The organism is Bradyrhizobium denitrificans (genome assembly GCF_013179005.1).
GTDB lineage: Bacteria > Pseudomonadota > Alphaproteobacteria > Rhizobiales > Xanthobacteraceae > Bradyrhizobium > Bradyrhizobium denitrificans.
In genome coordinates this window covers 298,324-315,187 of the sequence record NZ_JABFDP010000002.1, presented here as the reverse complement: position 1 = coordinate 315,187, position 16,864 = coordinate 298,324, and the positions used below count along the sequence as shown (strand labels likewise).

General features: G+C 65.5%; 14 protein-coding genes. 12 read left to right on the top strand and 2 right to left on the bottom strand.

What is annotated here, in order from left to right:
• Positions 1 to 598: 598 nt before the first annotated feature.
• From HL671_RS03470 to HL671_RS03450, 5 genes are read left to right on the top strand one after another with little or no spacing between them, the layout of a single operon-like run.
• On the top strand, positions 599 to 1,618 hold the full coding sequence (locus HL671_RS03470; RefSeq protein WP_172235594.1) for a TRAP transporter substrate-binding protein: 1,020 nt from the start codon (positions 599 to 601) through the stop codon (positions 1,616 to 1,618).
• 27 nt (positions 1,619 to 1,645) lie between these two features.
• Complete coding sequence (locus tag HL671_RS03465; RefSeq protein WP_172235593.1) at positions 1,646 to 3,529, top strand: TRAP transporter large permease; 1,884 nt, start codon at positions 1,646 to 1,648, stop codon at positions 3,527 to 3,529.
• Positions 3,530 to 3,568: 39 nt separating this feature from the next.
• A complete protein-coding gene (locus tag HL671_RS03460) occupies positions 3,569 to 5,122 on the top strand; it encodes an AMP-binding protein (protein ID WP_172235592.1) in 1,554 nt (517 codons plus the stop codon).
• Between the two features lie 38 nt (positions 5,123 to 5,160).
• On the top strand, positions 5,161 to 6,099 hold the full coding sequence (locus tag HL671_RS03455) for an AEC family transporter (protein ID WP_012042247.1): 939 nt from the start codon (positions 5,161 to 5,163) through the stop codon (positions 6,097 to 6,099).
• A 28-nt stretch (positions 6,100 to 6,127) separates the two neighbouring features.
• Positions 6,128 to 7,840 (top strand): thiamine pyrophosphate-binding protein, encoded by a 1,713-nt coding sequence (locus HL671_RS03450; RefSeq protein WP_012042248.1) that lies wholly within the window; start codon positions 6,128 to 6,130, stop codon positions 7,838 to 7,840.
• A gap of 182 nt (positions 7,841 to 8,022) precedes the next feature.
• Here HL671_RS03450 and HL671_RS03445 read toward each other — a convergent pair whose 3' ends face one another.
• Positions 8,023 to 9,333 (bottom strand): MFS transporter, encoded by a 1,311-nt coding sequence (locus tag HL671_RS03445; protein ID WP_172235591.1) that lies wholly within the window; start codon positions 9,331 to 9,333, stop codon positions 8,023 to 8,025.
• 151 nt (positions 9,334 to 9,484) lie between these two features.
• Between HL671_RS03445 and cyoA the strand changes: the two genes are divergently transcribed.
• Genes cyoA through HL671_RS03410 form a run of 7 tightly spaced genes read left to right on the top strand, consistent with a single transcriptional unit; the run spans position 9,485 to position 16,449 of the window.
• On the top strand, positions 9,485 to 10,660 hold the full coding sequence (cyoA, locus tag HL671_RS03440; RefSeq protein ID WP_172235590.1) for a ubiquinol oxidase subunit II: 1,176 nt from the start codon (positions 9,485 to 9,487) through the stop codon (positions 10,658 to 10,660).
• A gap of 24 nt (positions 10,661 to 10,684) precedes the next feature.
• Entirely contained in the window at positions 10,685 to 12,694 is a 2,010-nt protein-coding gene (cyoB, locus tag HL671_RS03435; protein WP_012042251.1) for a cytochrome o ubiquinol oxidase subunit I, read from the top strand.
• Positions 12,691 to 13,320 carry a cytochrome o ubiquinol oxidase subunit III gene (gene cyoC / locus HL671_RS03430; RefSeq protein ID WP_172235589.1) on the top strand — a complete coding sequence of 210 codons (630 nt, stop codon included), beginning with the start codon at positions 12,691 to 12,693 and terminating at the stop codon, positions 13,318 to 13,320. The genes cyoB and cyoC overlap by 4 nt, the downstream gene beginning before the upstream one ends.
• On the top strand, positions 13,317 to 13,682 hold the full coding sequence (gene cyoD / locus HL671_RS03425; RefSeq protein WP_012042253.1) for a cytochrome o ubiquinol oxidase subunit IV: 366 nt from the start codon (positions 13,317 to 13,319) through the stop codon (positions 13,680 to 13,682). The genes cyoC and cyoD overlap by 4 nt, the downstream gene beginning before the upstream one ends.
• Entirely contained in the window at positions 13,682 to 14,527 is an 846-nt protein-coding gene (locus HL671_RS03420; protein WP_172235588.1) for an SURF1 family protein, read from the top strand. The genes cyoD and HL671_RS03420 overlap by 1 nt, the downstream gene beginning before the upstream one ends.
• A gap of 46 nt (positions 14,528 to 14,573) precedes the next feature.
• Positions 14,574 to 15,926, top strand: a complete 1,353-nt coding sequence (locus HL671_RS03415; protein ID WP_012042255.1) for an ATP-binding protein — start codon at positions 14,574 to 14,576, stop codon at positions 15,924 to 15,926.
• Positions 15,916 to 16,449 (top strand): response regulator transcription factor, encoded by a 534-nt coding sequence (locus HL671_RS03410; RefSeq protein WP_012042256.1) that lies wholly within the window; start codon positions 15,916 to 15,918, stop codon positions 16,447 to 16,449. The genes HL671_RS03415 and HL671_RS03410 overlap by 11 nt, the downstream gene beginning before the upstream one ends.
• Before the next feature lie 192 nt (positions 16,450 to 16,641).
• Here the strand turns inward: HL671_RS03410 and HL671_RS03405 are convergent, their stop codons facing one another.
• Positions 16,642 to 16,839, bottom strand: a complete 198-nt coding sequence (locus HL671_RS03405) for a hypothetical protein (RefSeq protein ID WP_148221423.1) — start codon at positions 16,837 to 16,839, stop codon at positions 16,642 to 16,644.
• Between the last annotated feature and the right edge of the window lie 25 nt (positions 16,840 to 16,864).

Below are 16,864 nucleotides of genomic sequence, written 5' to 3'. Positions count from 1 at the left end.
GATCACCGCGGAAGCGGTGAAGGCCAACATGAAGGCGTAGCACGAACAAGCAGGGTGGGGCGGTCCGCTCCACCCTCTATATTTCATGTTTTTCGTTCACCCAGCGGCCATCGTTTCCGCGCGGCTTCTGTCCATGAGTTAGCCGGCTTGAATTTCAGCTTGTTTGTCGGACGAGCCTTAGCTCGTTGATTGCTCCGCATGTTCGCAGTGCATGTTTTGCGCGACAATCAGGAGGCAAGGAGATTGGTGATCTCCCGATGTCTCCCCAGCTGTCGTCCCGGACAAGCGCGCAAAGGGCGCGCCGATCCGTGACCCCATCACCCCAGAAAATGTGGAGGGAACGATGGTCGACCGATCTCGCCCAAGCCACGACCGCCGCGGAGTGATGGTGTCCCGGGTCCGCGCCCGCCAGCGCTGACGCGTTATCGGACTTGCCCGAGACGAAACGGGAGGTGTGGGCCGGGGAGAGGTATTCAGATCCGTCTCCCGGAGCAATTTCAGCCGAGCAGCTCCGATCAAATTCACTTGCTTTGAATTCGAATTCGGAATACGAATTCCTCAGAAGTCGCGAAAATGCGACCCTCGTGGGAGAGAGGCCATGCTCAAGGTGAGCCGTCGTGCGTTGTTGACCACTGCAGCCGGCGCCGCCGCTGGCTGTCTCGTGCAGAGCCCGGCCGTGCTGGCCCAGGCTGCGCCGCTCAAGCTGAAATTTGGCAACGATCTGCCGGCCACGCACTCGGTCAACGTGCGGCTGCGCGAGGCCGTCGAGGCGATCACCGCGGAGACCAAGGGGCAGGTCGAGATCAGCCTGTTTCCGAACAACCAGCTCGGCAGCGACAGCGACATGATCACCCAGCTGCGTTCCGGCGCGCTCGAGCTCGCGACCATGCCGGGCACCGTGCTGTCGACGTTGATCCCGACGGCGTCGCTGACCGGCGTCGGCTTCGCCTTCACCAGCTACGATAAGGTGTGGGCCGCGATGGACGGCGAGGTCGGTGGCTTCATCCGCCGCAACATCGAGAAGGTGGGGCTGTTTCCGTTCGAGAGCGTCTGGGACAATGGCTTCCGCCAGATCACGACCAGCACCAAGCCGATCACCGCGCCGGCCGATCTCGCCAACTTCAAGATCCGTGTGCCCGTCGTGCCGCTGTGGGTCGCGATGTTCTCGGCGTTCGGCGCCTCGCCGATCAGCGTGCCCTTGAGCGAGGCCTATTCGGCGCTGCAGACCAGGATCGCCGACGGCCAGGAGAACCCGCTGGCGCTGATCGATTCCGCCAAGTTCTACGAGGTGCAGAAATTCTGCTCGCTGACCAATCACAGCTGGGACGGCTTCTGGCTGCTGTCCAGCGGCAAGATCTGGAAGACGATCCCGCAGGACGTCCAGAAGCTGCTGCAGACGACGTTCAACGCGGCCGCCAGGAAGCAGCGCAACGATATCGTCCAGGCCAACGCCGATCTGCAGAAGAGCTTGGAAGGCAAGGGCCTGACCTTCAACAAGACCGATGCCGAGCTGTTCCAGGCGACCCTGGCCAAAACCAGTTTCTACAAGGACGCCAAGACGAAGTTCGGCGACGAGGCCTGGGCGCTGCTGCAGCGCTACGCCGGCAATATCAGCTGATCTTCACACTAGCGCGGATGTCGGGCCATGGCCGTGCAGCTCGCCGAACAATCCAGTGCGTCCCTCCTGCCCGCAACCGGATTGGTCTCCATCACGCGCGCGCTCGAGCGGGGGCTCGGCGCCATCGTTTCGGCTGCGGCGGCGCTGCTCGTCGTCGCCGAGATCGGCGTGCTGTTCGCGGGCGTTTGTGCCCGCTACGTCTTCCACAGGCCGCTGATCTGGTCGGACGAGCTGGCCGGCATTCTCTTCCTGTGGCTTGCCATGCTCGGCGCCGCCGTCGCCTTCCAGCGCGGCGAGCACATGCGCATGACCGCCGCGGTGGGGCGCTTGTCGAAGCGGATGCAATCGTTCCTCGACGTGCTCGCCATCGCCGCGCCGCTCGCCTTCCTGATCCTCGTCATCGATCCCGCCTATGAGTTCGCTGCCGACGAGGCGATCATCACCACGCCGGCGCTGGAGCTGTCCAATCTGTGGCGCGCCGCCGCGCTGCCGACCGGCCTCGGCGTCATGCTGGTCATGGCCGTACTGCGGCTGTGCACGCTCGGCGAATGGAAGCTGGTCGGTGCCGCCGCTGTGCTGATTGGCGCGACCGGCATGGGGCTTCATCTGATCGGCCCGGCGCTGATCCCGCTCGGCAACCTCAATCTGCTGATCTTCTTCGTCGGCCTCGTTGCGATCCTGGTGTTCGCCGCGGTGCCGATCGCCTTCGCCTTCGGCCTCGCCACCTTCGCCTACATCACCTTGACGACGACAACGCCGTCCACCGTCGTGATCGGTCGCATGGACGAGGGCATGAGCCATCTGATCCTGCTGTCGGTGCCGCTGTTCGTGTTCCTCGGCCTGCTGATCGAGATGACCGGGATGGCGCGGGCGATGGTCGGCTTTCTTGCCAGCCTGCTGGGGCACGTCCGTGGCGGCCTGCAATATGTGCTGGTCGCGGCGATGTATCTCGTCTCCGGCATCTCCGGCTCCAAGGCCGCCGACATGGCGGCGGTCGCGCCGGTGCTGTTTCCCGAAATGGTGAAGCGCGGCGCCAGGCCCGGCGATCTCGTGGCCCTCTTGTCCGCCACCGGCGCGCAGACCGAGACGATCCCGCCGAGCCTGGTGCTGATCACCATCGGCTCGGTCACCGGCGTGTCGATCGCGGCGCTGTTCACCGGCGGCCTGCTGCCCGGCCTGGTGCTCGCCGCCATGCTCTGCATCGTGGTCTGGCAGCGCTATCGCGGCGAGGATCTGTCGCATGTCAGCAAGGCGAGCCTGACCGTTATCGCCAAGAGCTTTGTCATCGCTCTGCCGGCGGTGGCGCTGCCTTTCATCATCCGCGCCGCCGTGGTCGGCGGCGTCGCGACCGCGACCGAAGTCTCCACCATCGGCATCGTCTATTCGGTACTGTGCGGTCTGCTGCTCTACCGCCGCTTCGACTGGCGGCGGCTGTCGCCGATGCTGATCGAGACCGCGGCGCTGTCCGGCGCCATCCTGCTGATCATCGGCGCCGCCACCGGCATGGCCTGGGCGCTGACCCAGTCCGGCTTCTCCACCGCGCTGGCGCGCTTCATGACCAATCTGCCCGGCGGCGCCCCGATGTTCCTGGCGGTCACCATCGTGGCCTTCATCGTGCTCGGCAGCGTGCTCGAAGGCATTCCCGCGATCGTGCTGTTCGGCCCGCTGCTGTTTCCGATCGCCAAGCAGATCGGCATCCACGAGGTGCACTATGCGATGGTGGTGATCCTGGCGATGGGGATCGGCCTGTTCGCGCCGCCATTCGGCGTCGGCTACTACGCCGCCTGCGCCATCAGCCGGATTCATCCGGACCTCGGGATCAGGCCGATGCTGGGCTACACGCTGGCGCTCCTGATCGGCACGATCGTGATCGCGGCCGTGCCGTGGTTCTCGATCGGGCTGCTGCGATGATCCATCGACCGCACATGAAGAGATGAAGGGGGAACGACGATGAAGGACCTCTTGAATTTCGGCCAGATGCTGGCGGCCCACGCCCGGATGTCGCCGGAGCGCACCGGCGCCCGCGATCTCGAACGGTCGATGAGCTTCAGGCTCTGGAACGCGCGCGCCTGCCGGCTCGCCAATGCGCTGCTCGGGCTCGGGCTGGCCAAGGGCGATCGGGTGGCCATTCTCGCCTATAATTGCGTGGAGTGGTGCGAGATCTATGCAGCCACGGCCAAAGCCGGACTGGTGGCGTTGCCGATCAATTTCCGCCTCACCGCGCCCGAGGTGCAGTTCATCGTCCAGAATGCCGAAGCGTCCGCTGTCATCGTGCAGGACGAACTCGTCGGCCTGGTCGAGGAGGCACGCCAGGATCTCGGCATCGCCGATGATCGCTTCATCCATTTCGGCACCGGGCCGCGTCCGGCCGGCTATCGCGACTATGAGGACATCATCGCGGCGGCTGCCGATCGCGAGCCGACCCAGCAGGTCGCGCTATCGGACCCCTGGACCCTGATGTATACGTCGGGCACGACCGGCAAGCCGAAGGGCGTGCTGCGCAGCCATCGCAGCGCGGTGCTGCTCTCGATGGTCACCGAGATCGAGCTGAAGCTCAGCCGCAATGACGGCGCGTTGCTGGTGATGCCGATGTGCCACGCCAACTCGCTGAACTTCTTCGGAGCCTTCGGCTATATTGGCGGCGTCAATTCGATCTATTCGCGCAAGAGTTTCGATCCCGAGCACGCGGTGACGACGCTCGCAGACGGCGGCTCGACCTTCACCTCGCTGGTGCCGACGCACTACATTATGATGCTGGACCTGCCGCGCGCGATCCGCGCGCAGCATGATTTCAGCGCGGTGACCAAGCTGATGATCTCCTCGGCGCCGGCCCGCCCGGAGACCAAGCGCGAGGTGATGGAGATGTTTCCGAAGTCCGGCCTCTACGAGCTCTATGGCGCGACCGAGACCGGCTGGGTGACGATGCTGCACCCGCATGAGCAATTCACCAAGCTCGGCTCCGTGGGGCGCGAATGCGTCGGCGCCGCGCCGATCCGCATCCTTGATGAAGCCGGCAACGAAGTGCCGGACGGGCAGGCGGGCGAGCTCTATTCCTCCAACGCACATACCTTCGACTGCTACTGGCGCCTGCCCGACAAGACCGCTGAGGCGTTTCGTGGCGACTATTGCTCGGTCGGCGACATGGCCCGCCGCGATGCGGACGGCTACATCCACCTCGCCGACCGCAAGAGCAACATGATCATCTCGGGCGGCGAGAACATCTATCCGTCAGAGGTCGAGGCGCTGGTCGGCGCGCATCCGAGCGTGAAGGACATCGCCGTGATCGGCCTGCCCGACGACAAATGGGGCGAGCGCGTCCACGCCGTGATCGTGCCGCGCGACGGCATGGCGATCAAGGAATGCGAGCTGGCTGAATGGGCGAAGGATCGTCTCGCCGGCTTCAAGCGGCCGCGGACCTATGCCTTCATCACCGACGCCGAGATGCCGCGCAATGCCACCGGCAAGATCCTGCATCGCGAGTTGAAGAAGAGATTTGCGCCGTGAGGTGGTTGCGATGGGCCGCGGTCTGATATGGAACTGCGATGCAGGCCGTTCTCAATTCCGCTCTTCCGATTTTCGCGCTGATCCTCACCGGCTTCCTGTGCGGACGGTTCAATGTGTTCGATCGCACCGCGACCGACAACCTCAACCGCTTTGCCGTGTATCTGGCATTGCCGGCGCTGATCTTCACGGCGATGTCCAGGATCGGCGTCGAGCAGGTCAGCCAGTTCGGCTTCATCGGCGCGTTCTGCGGCGGCATCGCCGCGACCTTTGCGACCGGCTTTGCGATCAGCCGGCTGCGCGGCCGTCGCGTCGCCAATGCCAGCATCGAGGGGCTGGACGCCGGCTACAGCAATGTCGGCTTCATGGGTATTCCGATGTGCTTGTTGGTGTTCGGCCCGGACAGCGCGCCGGCCTCGATCATCGCCACTTTGTTCACGGCCTGCGTGCTGTTTCTGTTCGCGATCGTCGTCGTCGAGATGGATCTGCAGAAGGGCGCCACGCTCGGGGCGACCATCGCCAAGGTCGCGCGCTCGCTCCTGACCAGCCCGTTGTTCATCGCGCCCGTCGCCGGGCTCGCGGTGGGCTTGAGCGGCTTCGCGCTGCCGGCGCCGTTCATGAGCTTCACGACCTTGCTGGGCGGCGCGGCGTCGCCGGCGGCGCTGGTCTGCATCGGTCTCTTTCTCGCCCAGGAGCGGGTGGTGACGCACGATGCCAACTCGATCGCCATTCTCGTGTCGCTGAAGCTCGTGATGCAGCCGGCGGTGACCGCGCTGCTCGCCTTTCATGTGTTCGCGATGCCGCCGCTGTGGTCGCATTCGGCCGTGATCCTGAGCGCGCTGCCGATCGGCTCGGGGCCGTTTACGATCGCCAAGCTCTATGGCCTCGAGGCCGGCGTCACATCGGGCGCGATCCTCGTCTCGCACATCTTCGCCGTCCTCACCGTCTCGCTGCTGGTGGCCTGGCTCGCGCCGGGCTGACCCCACCATCGTCCGCCGGAGTCGTCAGATGAAAATCTCCCCCGACAGTGCCGCCGCCCTGATTGCCCGCCTGCTCAAGCGCCGCGGCGTGAGCCGCGTGTTCGCGCTGTGCGGCGGCCACATCATGCCGATCTGGATGCGGCTCGACGCCGAGGGCATCCGCATCATCGACGTGCGCGACGAGCGCGCCGCCGTGCACATGGCGCAGGCCCATGCCGAATTGACGGGTGAGCTTGGCGTCGCGCTGGTCACGGCCGGGCCCGGCATGACCAATGCGATCACCGGCATCGCCAACGCGCATGTGTCGCGCGCGCCGGTGCTGGTGATCTCCGGCGGCAATCCGCGGCCGCAGGAGAATCGCGGCGGCCTGCAGGACATGGATCACACCCAGCTGGTGCGTTCGATCACGCGTTATGCCCGCACCGTGCGCGAGCCGTCGCTGGTACTGCAGGAGCTCGACGAGGCGATCTCGCGCGCCTTTGGCGATGGCGGTGAGCCGGGGCCCGTCTTCATCGATTTTCCGGTCGACACCTTGCGCGGGATCGTGCCCGAGGCCTTGCAACTCGAGGAGCATCTCGCGCCGAAGCCGCGCGCGGCGCCGCGGCCTGATCCGGCTGAGGTGGAGAAGGCGGTCGAGCTGCTGTGGTCGGCGCGCCGCGTACTCGTCATCTCCGGCCGCGGCGCGCGCGGGGCGGGTCCCGAGCTGATCGGTCTCCTCGATCGTCTCGGCGCGGTCTATCTCGACACCGGCGAGAGCAGGGGGCTCGTGCCCGATGATCATCCCTCGGTCGTCGGCGCGATGCGCGGCGCGGTGATGGGCGATGCGGATGTTGTGCTGACGGTCGGCCGAAAGCTCGACTTCCAGCTCGCTTATGGTTCGCCCGCCGTGTTCAAGGACGCCAAATTCGTGCGCATCAGCGACAGCGCGAGCGAGCTGCGCGACAACCGCCGCGGTGCTGCCGAGATCCTGGCGTCACCGGCGGAAACGTTGCGGGCGATGGTGGCGCTGGCGGGCAATCGTGAATCCGCTGTCGATCGTCAGTGGGCCGCAAAGCTGCGCGCCGGCCATCAGGAACGCGCGGCCAAGCTGAAGCAGAGCATGGCGGCGGCGCCGGCCGGCTCCGACGGCCGGCTGCATCCGAATCGCGTGCTGTCGGCGCTGCAGGACGCGATCGGCAACGACGCCGTGGTCATCACCGATGGCGGCGATTTCCTGTCCTTTGCCCGCGTCGGCCTCAGCGCGCCGTTGATGCTCGATCCCGGCCCGTTCGGCTGTATCGGCATCGGCGTGCCCTACGGCATCGCCGCCAGCCTCGCTTTTCCCGACAGACCCGTGGTGGTCGCGACCGGCGACGGCGCTTTCGGATTCAACGCGATCGAGGTCGACACCGCAGTCCGCCACAAGGCGCCGGTGCTGATCGTCGTCGCCAATAACGGCGCCTGGCAGATCGAGGTGCACGACCAGACCGTGACGCATGGCAAGGTCGTCGGCACGAAGCTGCAATTCGCCGATCACGCCGCGATGGCGCGCGCTTTCGGCATGCACGCCGAGCGCGTCGAAACTGCGGAGCAACTGGGGCCCGCGATCAAGCGCGCGCTCGCCAACCGGCCGGCGCTGCTCGACATGGTCGTGACACCGGAGGCGGTGTCGTCGGACGCCAAGACAGGACTCGCCTGGGTGCCGGACCTGCAGCCGCTCGCCGCCTGGGACGAGGCGGAGCGGAAGTGGCGTGGTACGTGATGTCCGGTCAGCAGCACTCCTGGCGAGGAGTGCGGCTCTCAGCGTCCTTCGAGACGCCCGCCTTCGGCGGGCTCCTCAGGACGAGGGTGAGTTCGGGGCGAGGTATCAACCCTCATGGTGAGGAGCGCCGACGGCGCGTCTCGAACCATGAGGTCAATCTCCAGCGAAATGCGACGCTTCGCTTATTTCTGTTCCAGCTGCCGCGGCGTGCTGAGCCACAGCGCGAGCAGGGTGCACACCGCGCCTGACAGCAGATAGCCACCCGCTGAGATCAGCCCAAGATAAGCCGCCAGCAGCAGCGCGGCGAGCGGCGCGAAGCCCGCACCGAACAGCCAGGCGAGGTCGGCGGTCAGCGCCGAGGCCGTGTAGCGATAGGTGCGGGCGAAGTTCGCGGCGATCGCCCCGGAGGACTGGCCGAACGACAGGCCGAGCAGGATGAAGCCGAGCACCATATAGATCGTCTCGCCGACCGGACCGGCGTCGAGCAGCTGCGGCGCAAAGCCCGAGAACACCGCGATGGCGATCGCCGAGCCGATCAGCAGCGATTTTCGCCCGATGCGGTCGGCCAGCATGCCGGACGCGACGATCGCGACCACGCCGAACACGGCGCCGACCGCCTCGATGATCAGGAATCGCGCCGGCGTCTCCTTGGTGAACAGGAACACCCAGGACAGCGGAAACACCGTCACCATGTGGAACAGCGCAAAGCTCGCCAGCGGCGCGAAGGCGCCGATCACGATGTTGCGGCCCTCGTGCCGGATCGTGTTGCTGACGCTGGCCGGCTGCAGCTCGCGCGACTGGAACAGCTCGTCATATTCCGGCGTCACGACCATGCGCAGCCGGGCGAACAGCGCCACGACGTTGATGGCGAAGGCGACGAAGAACGGATAGCGCCAGCCCCAGTCGAAGAAGTCGGCCGCCGAGAGATGGCCGACGAAGAACGCAAACAGGGTGCTGGCGACAATCAGGCCGAGCGGCGCGCCGAGTTGCGGAATCATCGCATACCAGCCGCGCTGATGTTCCGGCGCGTTCATCGCGAGCAGGGACGCCAGGCCGTCCCAGGCGCCACCCCAAGCGAGGCCCTGGCCGATTCGGGCCAGCGCCAGCAGCCAGATCGCCGAAGCGCCGACGGTGTAATAGCTTGGCAGGAAGGCGATGGCGACGGTGGAGGTGCCGAGCAGGAACAGCGCCATGATCAGCTTGGCGCTCTTGCCGTAGCGGCGGTCGACCGCCATGAAGATCACGCTGCCGAACGGGCGCGCGATGAAGGCGAGCGCGAACAGCGCGAAGGAATACAGCGTCTGCGTCAGCTCGTCGGCGAACGGGAAAACCAGGCGTGGAAACACGATCACCGAGGCGATGGCGTAGACGAAGAAGTCGAAGAACTCCGACGTGCGGCCGATGATGACCCCGATCGCGATCTCGCCGGGATTCGCTTCATGCCTGCGGGAGAGATTGGTCTCGCCGTCGGCTGTCGCTGCTGCCTGTGTCATCGCTGCCTGCAGTCCTCTCGCACTCTATCTGTGCCCGTAATTGTCTGCCCGGACGCGGCTCCGGTATTGGACAAATTGTCCAATGTTGGGCACGGCGTCCGGTCGCTACGTCAGGCCTCGTTCAGAGATCCGCCTTTTGACGAGGTTAATCGTGCGTTACTGGAAATCGTTGGCCCTGCTACCGCTCGGGCTCGCGCTCGGCGGCTGCAATCTGGTGGTGCTTGCGCCCTCCGGTGACGTCGCCGCCCAGCAGCGCGATCTCGTGATCATCGCCACCGTCTTGATGCTGCTGATCGTGGTGCCGGTGATGGCTGCTACAGCGATCGTGGCCTGGCGCTACCGGCAGTCGAATGAGGCGGCGACCTACACGCCGGATTGGGATCACTCGACCCAGCTCGAGCTTTTGATCTGGGCGGCGCCGCTGCTCATCATCATCTGCCTGGGTGCGGTGACCTGGATGGGCACGCATCTGCTCGATCCCTATCGCACGCTCGGCCGCATCGCCGCCGACCGGCCGGTGACGCCGCAGGACAAGCCGCTCGAGGTCAATGTCGTCGCGCTCGATTGGAAGTGGCTGTTCATCTATCCCGAATATGGCGTCGCCTCCGTCAACGAGCTCGCAGCGCCGGTCAATCGTCCGCTCGATTTCAGGATCACCTCGTCCTCGGTGATGAACTCGTTCTATATTCCGGCACTCGCCGGCCAGATCTATGCGATGCCGGGCATGCAGAGCCGGCTGCACGCGGTCATCAACAAGCCGGGCGTCTATCGCGGCTTCTCGGCGAACTACAGCGGCGCCGGCTTCTCGGGCATGCGCTTCGCCTTCCACGGCCTGTCGGATGCGGAGTTCGCCGGGTGGGTCGACAAGGCGAAAGCGAGCGGGCAGCAGCTCACCAAGCCGGATTATCTCGTGCTCGAGCGTCCCAGCGCCAACGAGCCGGTTCGCTATTATGCCTCGGTCGACAGTGACCTGTTCCGCACGATCCTCAACATGTGCGTCGAGACCGGCAAGATGTGCATGAGCGAGATGATGGCGATCGACGCCCGCGGCGGCATGGGCATGGCCGGCGTGCGCAACACGCTGCCGCTGGCCTATGACAAGTTCGCTGGGCGCGGCGCGGTATTCGGCGCCGAGCCGAGCTTCGTCGCCGGCGGCGTCTGCCTGCCCGGCGACCAGGTCACGCGCATGTCCGAGGACTCCTCGCCGACTGTCCTGGCGCCGCTCGACTGGACGCCGCTGCAGGGACGCGGTCTGGAACGGCCCAGCCTGATGCGGCCGTCCAAGGCGTCCTTCATCACGGGGCCAACCTCCAAGTCAAATTCTTGAAAGTCGGATTCGTGAGGGTCCATCATGTTTGATACAGCAGATCTCACCAAGCTCATCTTCGGCCGGCTGACCCTGGAGTCGCTGCCGCTGCACGAGCCGATCATCGTCGGCACTTTCGCGATGGTCGCGCTCGGCGGCCTCGCGCTGTTCGGCGCCATCACCTATTTCCGGCTCTGGGGCTACCTCTGGAGGGAATGGTTCACCACCGTCGATCACAAGCGCATCGGCATCATGTACATGGTGCTTGGCATCGTCATGCTGCTGCGCGGCTTCGCGGACGCGCTGATGATGCGGCTGCAGCAGGCGATCGCCTTCAACGGCTCGGAAGGCTATCTCAATTCGCACCACTATGATCAGGTGTTCACGGCGCATGGCGTGATCATGATCTTCTTCGTGGCGATGCCGCTGGTCACCGGCCTGATGAACTATGTCGTGCCGCTGCAGATCGGCGCCCGCGACGTCTCGTTTCCGTTCCTCAACAATTTCAGCTTCTGGATGACCACGGCCGGCGCCGTGCTGGTGATGTGCTCGCTGTTCGTCGGCGAGTTCGCCCGCACCGGCTGGCTCGCTTATCCGCCGCTGTCGAACCTGTCCTACAGTCCGGACGTCGGTGTCGATTATTACATCTGGGCGCTGCAGGTCGCCGGCGTGGGCACGCTGTTATCCGGCGTCAACTTGATCTGCACCATCGTGAAGATGCGGGCGCCCGGCATGACCATGATGAAGATGCCGGTCTTCACCTGGACCTCGCTCTGCACCAACGTGCTGATCGTCGCCTCCTTCCCGGTGCTGACGGCGGTGCTCGCGCTGCTGTCGCTCGACCGCTATGTCGGCACCAACTTCTTCACCAATGATTTCGGCGGCGATCCGATGATGTATGTGAACCTCATCTGGATCTGGGGGCATCCGGAGGTCTACATCCTGATCCTGCCGGCGTTCGGCATCTTCTCCGAGGTGACCTCGACCTTCTCGGGCAAGCGGCTGTTCGGCTACACCTCGATGGTCTATGCCACCGTCGTCATCACCATTCTGTCGTACCTCGTCTGGCTGCATCATTTCTTCACGATGGGCTCGGGCGCCAGCGTGAACTCGTTCTTCGGCATCACCACGATGATCATCTCGATCCCGACGGGCGCGAAGATGTTCAATTGGCTGTTCACGATGTATCGCGGCCGCATCCGCTTCGAGCTGCCGATGATGTGGACGGTGGCCTTCATGCTGACCTTCGTGATCGGCGGCATGACCGGCGTGCTGCTGGCGGTGCCGCCGGCCGACTTCGTGCTGCACAACAGCCTGTTCCTGGTCGCGCATTTCCACAACGTCATCATCGGCGGTGTGCTGTTCGGCCTGTTCGCCGGCATCGCCTACTGGTTCCCGAAGGCGTTCGGCTTCAAGCTCGACGTGTTCTGGGGCAAGATGTCGTTCTGGTTCTGGACCGTGGGCTTCTATTTCGCCTTCATGCCGCTCTACGTGCTCGGCCTGATGGGGGTGACCCGGCGGCTGCGCACCTTCGACGATCCGAGCCTGCAGATCTGGTTCGTCATCGCCGGCATCGGCGCGTTTCTGATCCTGCTGGGAATCGCGAGCTTCCTGATCCAGATCGCGGTCAGCATCCTCCGCCGCGAACAGCTCGCCGATGTCAGCGGCGATCCCTGGGATGCGCGCACGCTGGAATGGGCGACGTCGTCGCCGCCGCCGGCCTACAATTTCGCCTTCACGCCCGTGGTGCACGACAACGACGCCTGGTGGGACATGAAGCGCCGCGGCTACGTGCGTCCGCTCGCCGGCTTCAAGGCGATCCACATGCCGAGCAACACCGGCACCGGCGTGATCCTGGCGGGCCTCAGCACCACCATGGCGTTCGGCCTGATCTGGTACATGTGGTGGATGGCGGCCGGCAGTTTCGTTGCGCTGCTGGCGGTCGCGATCGGCCACACCTTCAACTATCACCGCAGCTTCCACATTCCGGCCGATGAGGTGGTCAGCGTCGAGCGCGCGCGGACCGAGCTGCTCGCCGCAGGAGCCAAGTCATGACCGTTGCGATGGGCTCCATGAAGGCCGGCGAGCCGGTGTTCTACGTCGTCGACGAGCACGAGCACCCCGAGGGGAGCAGCACGATGCTCGGCTTCTGGATCTATCTGATGAGCGACTGTCTTATCTTTGCGATCCTGTTCGCCGTCTATGGCGTGCTCGGGGCCAAATATGCCGCCGGCCCGGCGCCGAAGGATCTGTTCGACCTGTCGCTGGTCGCGGTGAACACGTCATTCCTGCTGCTGTCCTCGCTCACCTATGGCTTCGCGATGCTGTCCATGCAGCAGAACCGAGTGGGCGCCATGCAGGCCTGGCTGGCAGTCACCGGCCTGTTCGGCCTGGCCTTCCTCGGCATCGAGCTGACCGAGTTCGCACACATGATCCATGAGGGCGCGACGCCGCAGCGCAGCGCGTTCCTGTCGTCGTTCTTCACCCTGGTGGGAACCCACGGCCTGCACGTGACGTTCGGTCTGATCTGGCTGGTCACCTTGATGGTGCAGGTGAAGACCTACGGCCTGATCGAGGCCAACCGGCGGCGCCTGGTCTGCCTCAGCATGTTCTGGCACTTCCTCGACGTGATCTGGATCGGTGTCTTCACGTTCGTCTATCTGATGGGGATGCTTCGATGAGCTCTGATGCCCACGCCCACGCTCATGACTCGGCCGATGCCCATGCCGGCACCCGGCAGGGACAGCTGATCGGCTTCGGCGCCTCCGTCGTCCTGACGGCGATCCCGTTCCTGCTGGTCATGCACGGCACGCTCGACAAGCAGGCGACCGCGCTGATCATCATGGCTTTCGCGGCCGTGCAGGTCGTCGTCCACATGATCTTCTTCCTGCACATGAACACCAAGGCCGAGGGCGGCTGGACCATGATGGCGCTGATCTTCACCATCATCATGGTGGTGATCGCGCTCAGCGGCTCGCTCTGGGTCATGCATCATCTGACCACCAACATGATGCCGGTGCACGAGATGGGCCAGACGCCGTGATGTCAGCTCCTGCCGACAGGGCAGGGGTGACAGACGCGCCCGGGCGCCGGCGGCGCCGAGCGCTGCGGCCGGCGACGCTCGCGATCGGCGCAGCCTGGGTCGCATGTGTGGGAGTCCTGCTGGCGCTGGGCGTCTGGCAAGTCGAGCGCCGCGCCTGGAAGCTCGATCTGATCGATCGGGTCGAGCAACGGGTGCATGCCGATGCGGTGCCGGCGCCTGGCCCCGCGGCGTGGCCGGCCATCAATCGCGCCGATGACGAATACCGGCGTGTCACCGCCAGCGGCCGCTTCCTGCATGATCGCGAGACGCTGGTCCAGGCCCTGACGGTCGAGGGGCCGGGCTATTGGGTGGTGACGCCGCTGCAGACCGCTGACGGCGTCCTGTTGATCAACCGCGGCTTCGTGCCGTCGGAGCGCCGCGACGCCGCGAGCCGTGCTGCCGGGAATCCGGACGGTCCGGCCGCCGTGGCGGGATTGCTGCGGATCTCGGAACCGGGCGGCGGCTTCCTGCGCCACAACGATCCCGCGGCCAACCGCTGGTATTCGCGTGACGTCGCGGCCATTGCGGCGGCGCGCGGCCTGCCCGGTGTTGCGCCGTTTTTCATCGATGCGGATGCGACGCCCAATCCAGGCGGGTACCCGGTCGGCGGACTGACCGTCATCGCGTTTCCGAACAACCATCTGGTTTACGCGCTGACGTGGTTTACATTGGCTCTGATGCTGGCCGGGGCCGGGCTGCAGCGGCTGCGCCGCGGGCGCGGCGAGGCCGGCGCAGCGGCAGCGCGGGATGCGGAATGGGATCATCGGCGGCAGAGCAGGCGTGGACACGAGGCGTCGCCATTGTGAGCGGACGCACCTTGCCGACCTCGACGCTGATGTTGGACGCCGCCGCATGAGGAATGAGGCGCCAAACCTGCCGATCGGGGCGGTGGCCGCGCTCGCCACGCCCGAGATCCACGCGCCGCTGCCGACCAAGGACGCCACCAACCGCAAGAACATGGTGCTCCTGATCCAGCTGCGCTGGATCGCCGTGGTCGGTCAGATCGTGACCATCGCCTTCGTCACCTCCTGGTTCGGGATCGCGCTGCCGGTGGTGCCGATGGCCGCGATCATCTGCGCCCTCGTGGCGCTCAACATCGCCAGCCATGTCTGGCTGCGCACGCGCGATGATGTCGGCAATCGCGATCTCCTGATCGCGCTGATGCTCGACGTCGTCGCGCTGACGTCGGAGCTCTATCTCACCGGCGGCGCGTCGAATCCGTTCACCTGCCTCTATCTGCTGCAGGTGACGCTCGGCGCGGTGCTGCTCGACGCGCGCTCGTCCTGGTCGCTGGTTGCGCTGACCGTGCTCAGCTTCATCTGGCTCACCATCGAGTACCGGCCGCTGGAGCTGCCGCACCGTCACGTCAGCGATCCTTTCAGCCTGCACGTCACAGGCATGTTCGTCGGCTTCGTACTCGACGCGGTGCTGCTCGTCGTGTTCGTCACGCGCATCAACCGGAACCTGCGCGAACGCGATGCCAAGCTTGCCGATCTGCGGCAGCACGCCGCCGAGCAGGATCACATCATCCGCATGGGCCTGCTCGCCTCCGGCGCGGCGCATGAGCTCGGCACGCCGCTGGCGTCGATCTCGGTGATCCTCAACGATTGGCGGCGAATGACGGCCATCTCGGCCGACCCGGCGCTGGCGGAAGACTTCACCGAGATGGAAGCGGCGGTGCAGCGCTGCAAGTCAATCGTGACCGACATTCTCGTGTCAGCCGGGCAGGCGCGCGGCGAAGGCTCGGCGCCGACGACCTTGAAGGCGTTCCTGAGCAATCTCGTTGCCGAGTGGAGCGCCGCGCGCTCGGCGCGCAACCTGATGTTCCGCAATGAGTTCGGCTCGGACCCCGCGATTGTCTCCGACGTCGCGCTGAAGCAGGCGATCGTCAATGTGCTCGACAACGCGTTTGAGGTGTCGCGCGAGTGGGTCGAGTTCGTCGCTGAGCGCGACGGTGATCAGCTGCTGCTCAGCGTCAGCGATCGCGGACCCGGCTTCGATCCTGCGATGCTGGCGCAGCTCGGCCGTCCCTATCAGTCGAGCAAGGGGCGCCCCGGCCGCGGCCTAGGCCTGTTCCTGGTGGTCAATGTGATCCGCAAGCTTGGCGGCGGCGTTTCTGCCTGGAACCACCGGGGACGCGGGGCAACCGTGCGGCTGTCTCTGCCGCTGTCGATGCTTGCGATTGGAGAGCCCAGTGGAGATTGAACGCTCTCTTCTGATTGTCGAGGATGACGACGGCTTCGCGCGCACCCTGAAGCGGTCGTTCGAGCGGCGTGGCTATGAGGCCGTGGTCGCCGCCTCGCTCGAGGAAGTCGACGAGGCCCTGAAAGAGAAGACGTTCGGCTATGCGGTGGTCGATCTGAAGCTCGGCGGCGCTTCGGGTCTCGTCTGCGTCGAGAAGCTGCATGCGCATGATCCGGAGATGCTGATCGTGGTGCTCACCGGCTTTGCCAGCATCGCCACCGCGGTCGAGGCGATCAAGCTCGGCGCCTGCCATTATCTCGCCAAGCCGTCGAACACCGACGACATCGAGGAAGCCTTCCGCAAGGCCGAGGGCAATGCGCAGATCGCGCTCCCCGAGCGCTCCACCTCGATCAAGACCCTGGAATGGGAACGCATCCACCAGACCCTGATCGAGACCGACTTCAACATCTCCGAGGCGGCACGACGGCTCGGCATGCATCGCCGCACCTTGGCCCGCAAGCTCGAAAAGCGGCCAGTGAAGTAGGCGGCTCGCCTTGCCTGGTCGTAGTCAGCTGCCTCGGCACCGACGGGGCGCTCCCGCTCCCCGTTGTACACGGGGGCGCGACGAGCTTCGCTCGCGCTGAGAGGGGAGGGGTGAGGTAAACCGCGCAAGAGGCACGGCATCAGCGCCACATCAGCAGCTCATCCATCTCCTTGGGCGAATTCGCCCTCATCATCACATCGGATGATGCGACAGGTAGGCTGTCGTCTTGAGGATCACCATCAAGGTCAGCAGGCCGCAGGCGCCGGTCAGCACCAGCGCGAAGCGAGCGAACTGACCGAGCAGGGCGCGGGCCCTGTCGTTCGCGCGCGCCTGAGGTTTTGACCATGCCGCACGATGCAGCTGCTGGTGGTGAGACGTGAGAAGGGACATCTGATCCATCCATATGTCCGGTCGG

Bases quoted from the DNA above. Each gene is read 5' to 3' on its own strand.
- HL671_RS03470 (WP_172235594.1), top strand. From the start codon at position 599: ATGCTCAAGGTGAGCCGTCGTGCGTTGTTGACCACTGCAGCCGGCGCC.
- HL671_RS03465 (WP_172235593.1), top strand. From the start codon at position 1,646: ATGGCCGTGCAGCTCGCCGAACAATCCAGTGCGTCCCTCCTGCCCGCA.
- HL671_RS03460 (WP_172235592.1), top strand. From the start codon at position 3,569: ATGAAGGACCTCTTGAATTTCGGCCAGATGCTGGCGGCCCACGCCCGG.
- HL671_RS03455 (WP_012042247.1), top strand. From the start codon at position 5,161: ATGCAGGCCGTTCTCAATTCCGCTCTTCCGATTTTCGCGCTGATCCTC.
- HL671_RS03450 (WP_012042248.1), top strand. From the start codon at position 6,128: ATGAAAATCTCCCCCGACAGTGCCGCCGCCCTGATTGCCCGCCTGCTC.
- HL671_RS03445 (WP_172235591.1), bottom strand. From the start codon at position 9,333: ATGACACAGGCAGCAGCGACAGCCGACGGCGAGACCAATCTCTCCCGC.
- cyoB (WP_012042251.1), top strand. From the start codon at position 10,685: ATGTTTGATACAGCAGATCTCACCAAGCTCATCTTCGGCCGGCTGACC.
- cyoC (WP_172235589.1), top strand. From the start codon at position 12,691: ATGACCGTTGCGATGGGCTCCATGAAGGCCGGCGAGCCGGTGTTCTAC.
- cyoD (WP_012042253.1), top strand. From the start codon at position 13,317: ATGAGCTCTGATGCCCACGCCCACGCTCATGACTCGGCCGATGCCCAT.
- HL671_RS03420 (WP_172235588.1), top strand. From the start codon at position 13,682: ATGTCAGCTCCTGCCGACAGGGCAGGGGTGACAGACGCGCCCGGGCGC.
- HL671_RS03415 (WP_012042255.1), top strand. From the start codon at position 14,574: ATGAGGAATGAGGCGCCAAACCTGCCGATCGGGGCGGTGGCCGCGCTC.
- HL671_RS03405 (WP_148221423.1), bottom strand. From the start codon at position 16,839: ATGTCCCTTCTCACGTCTCACCACCAGCAGCTGCATCGTGCGGCATGG.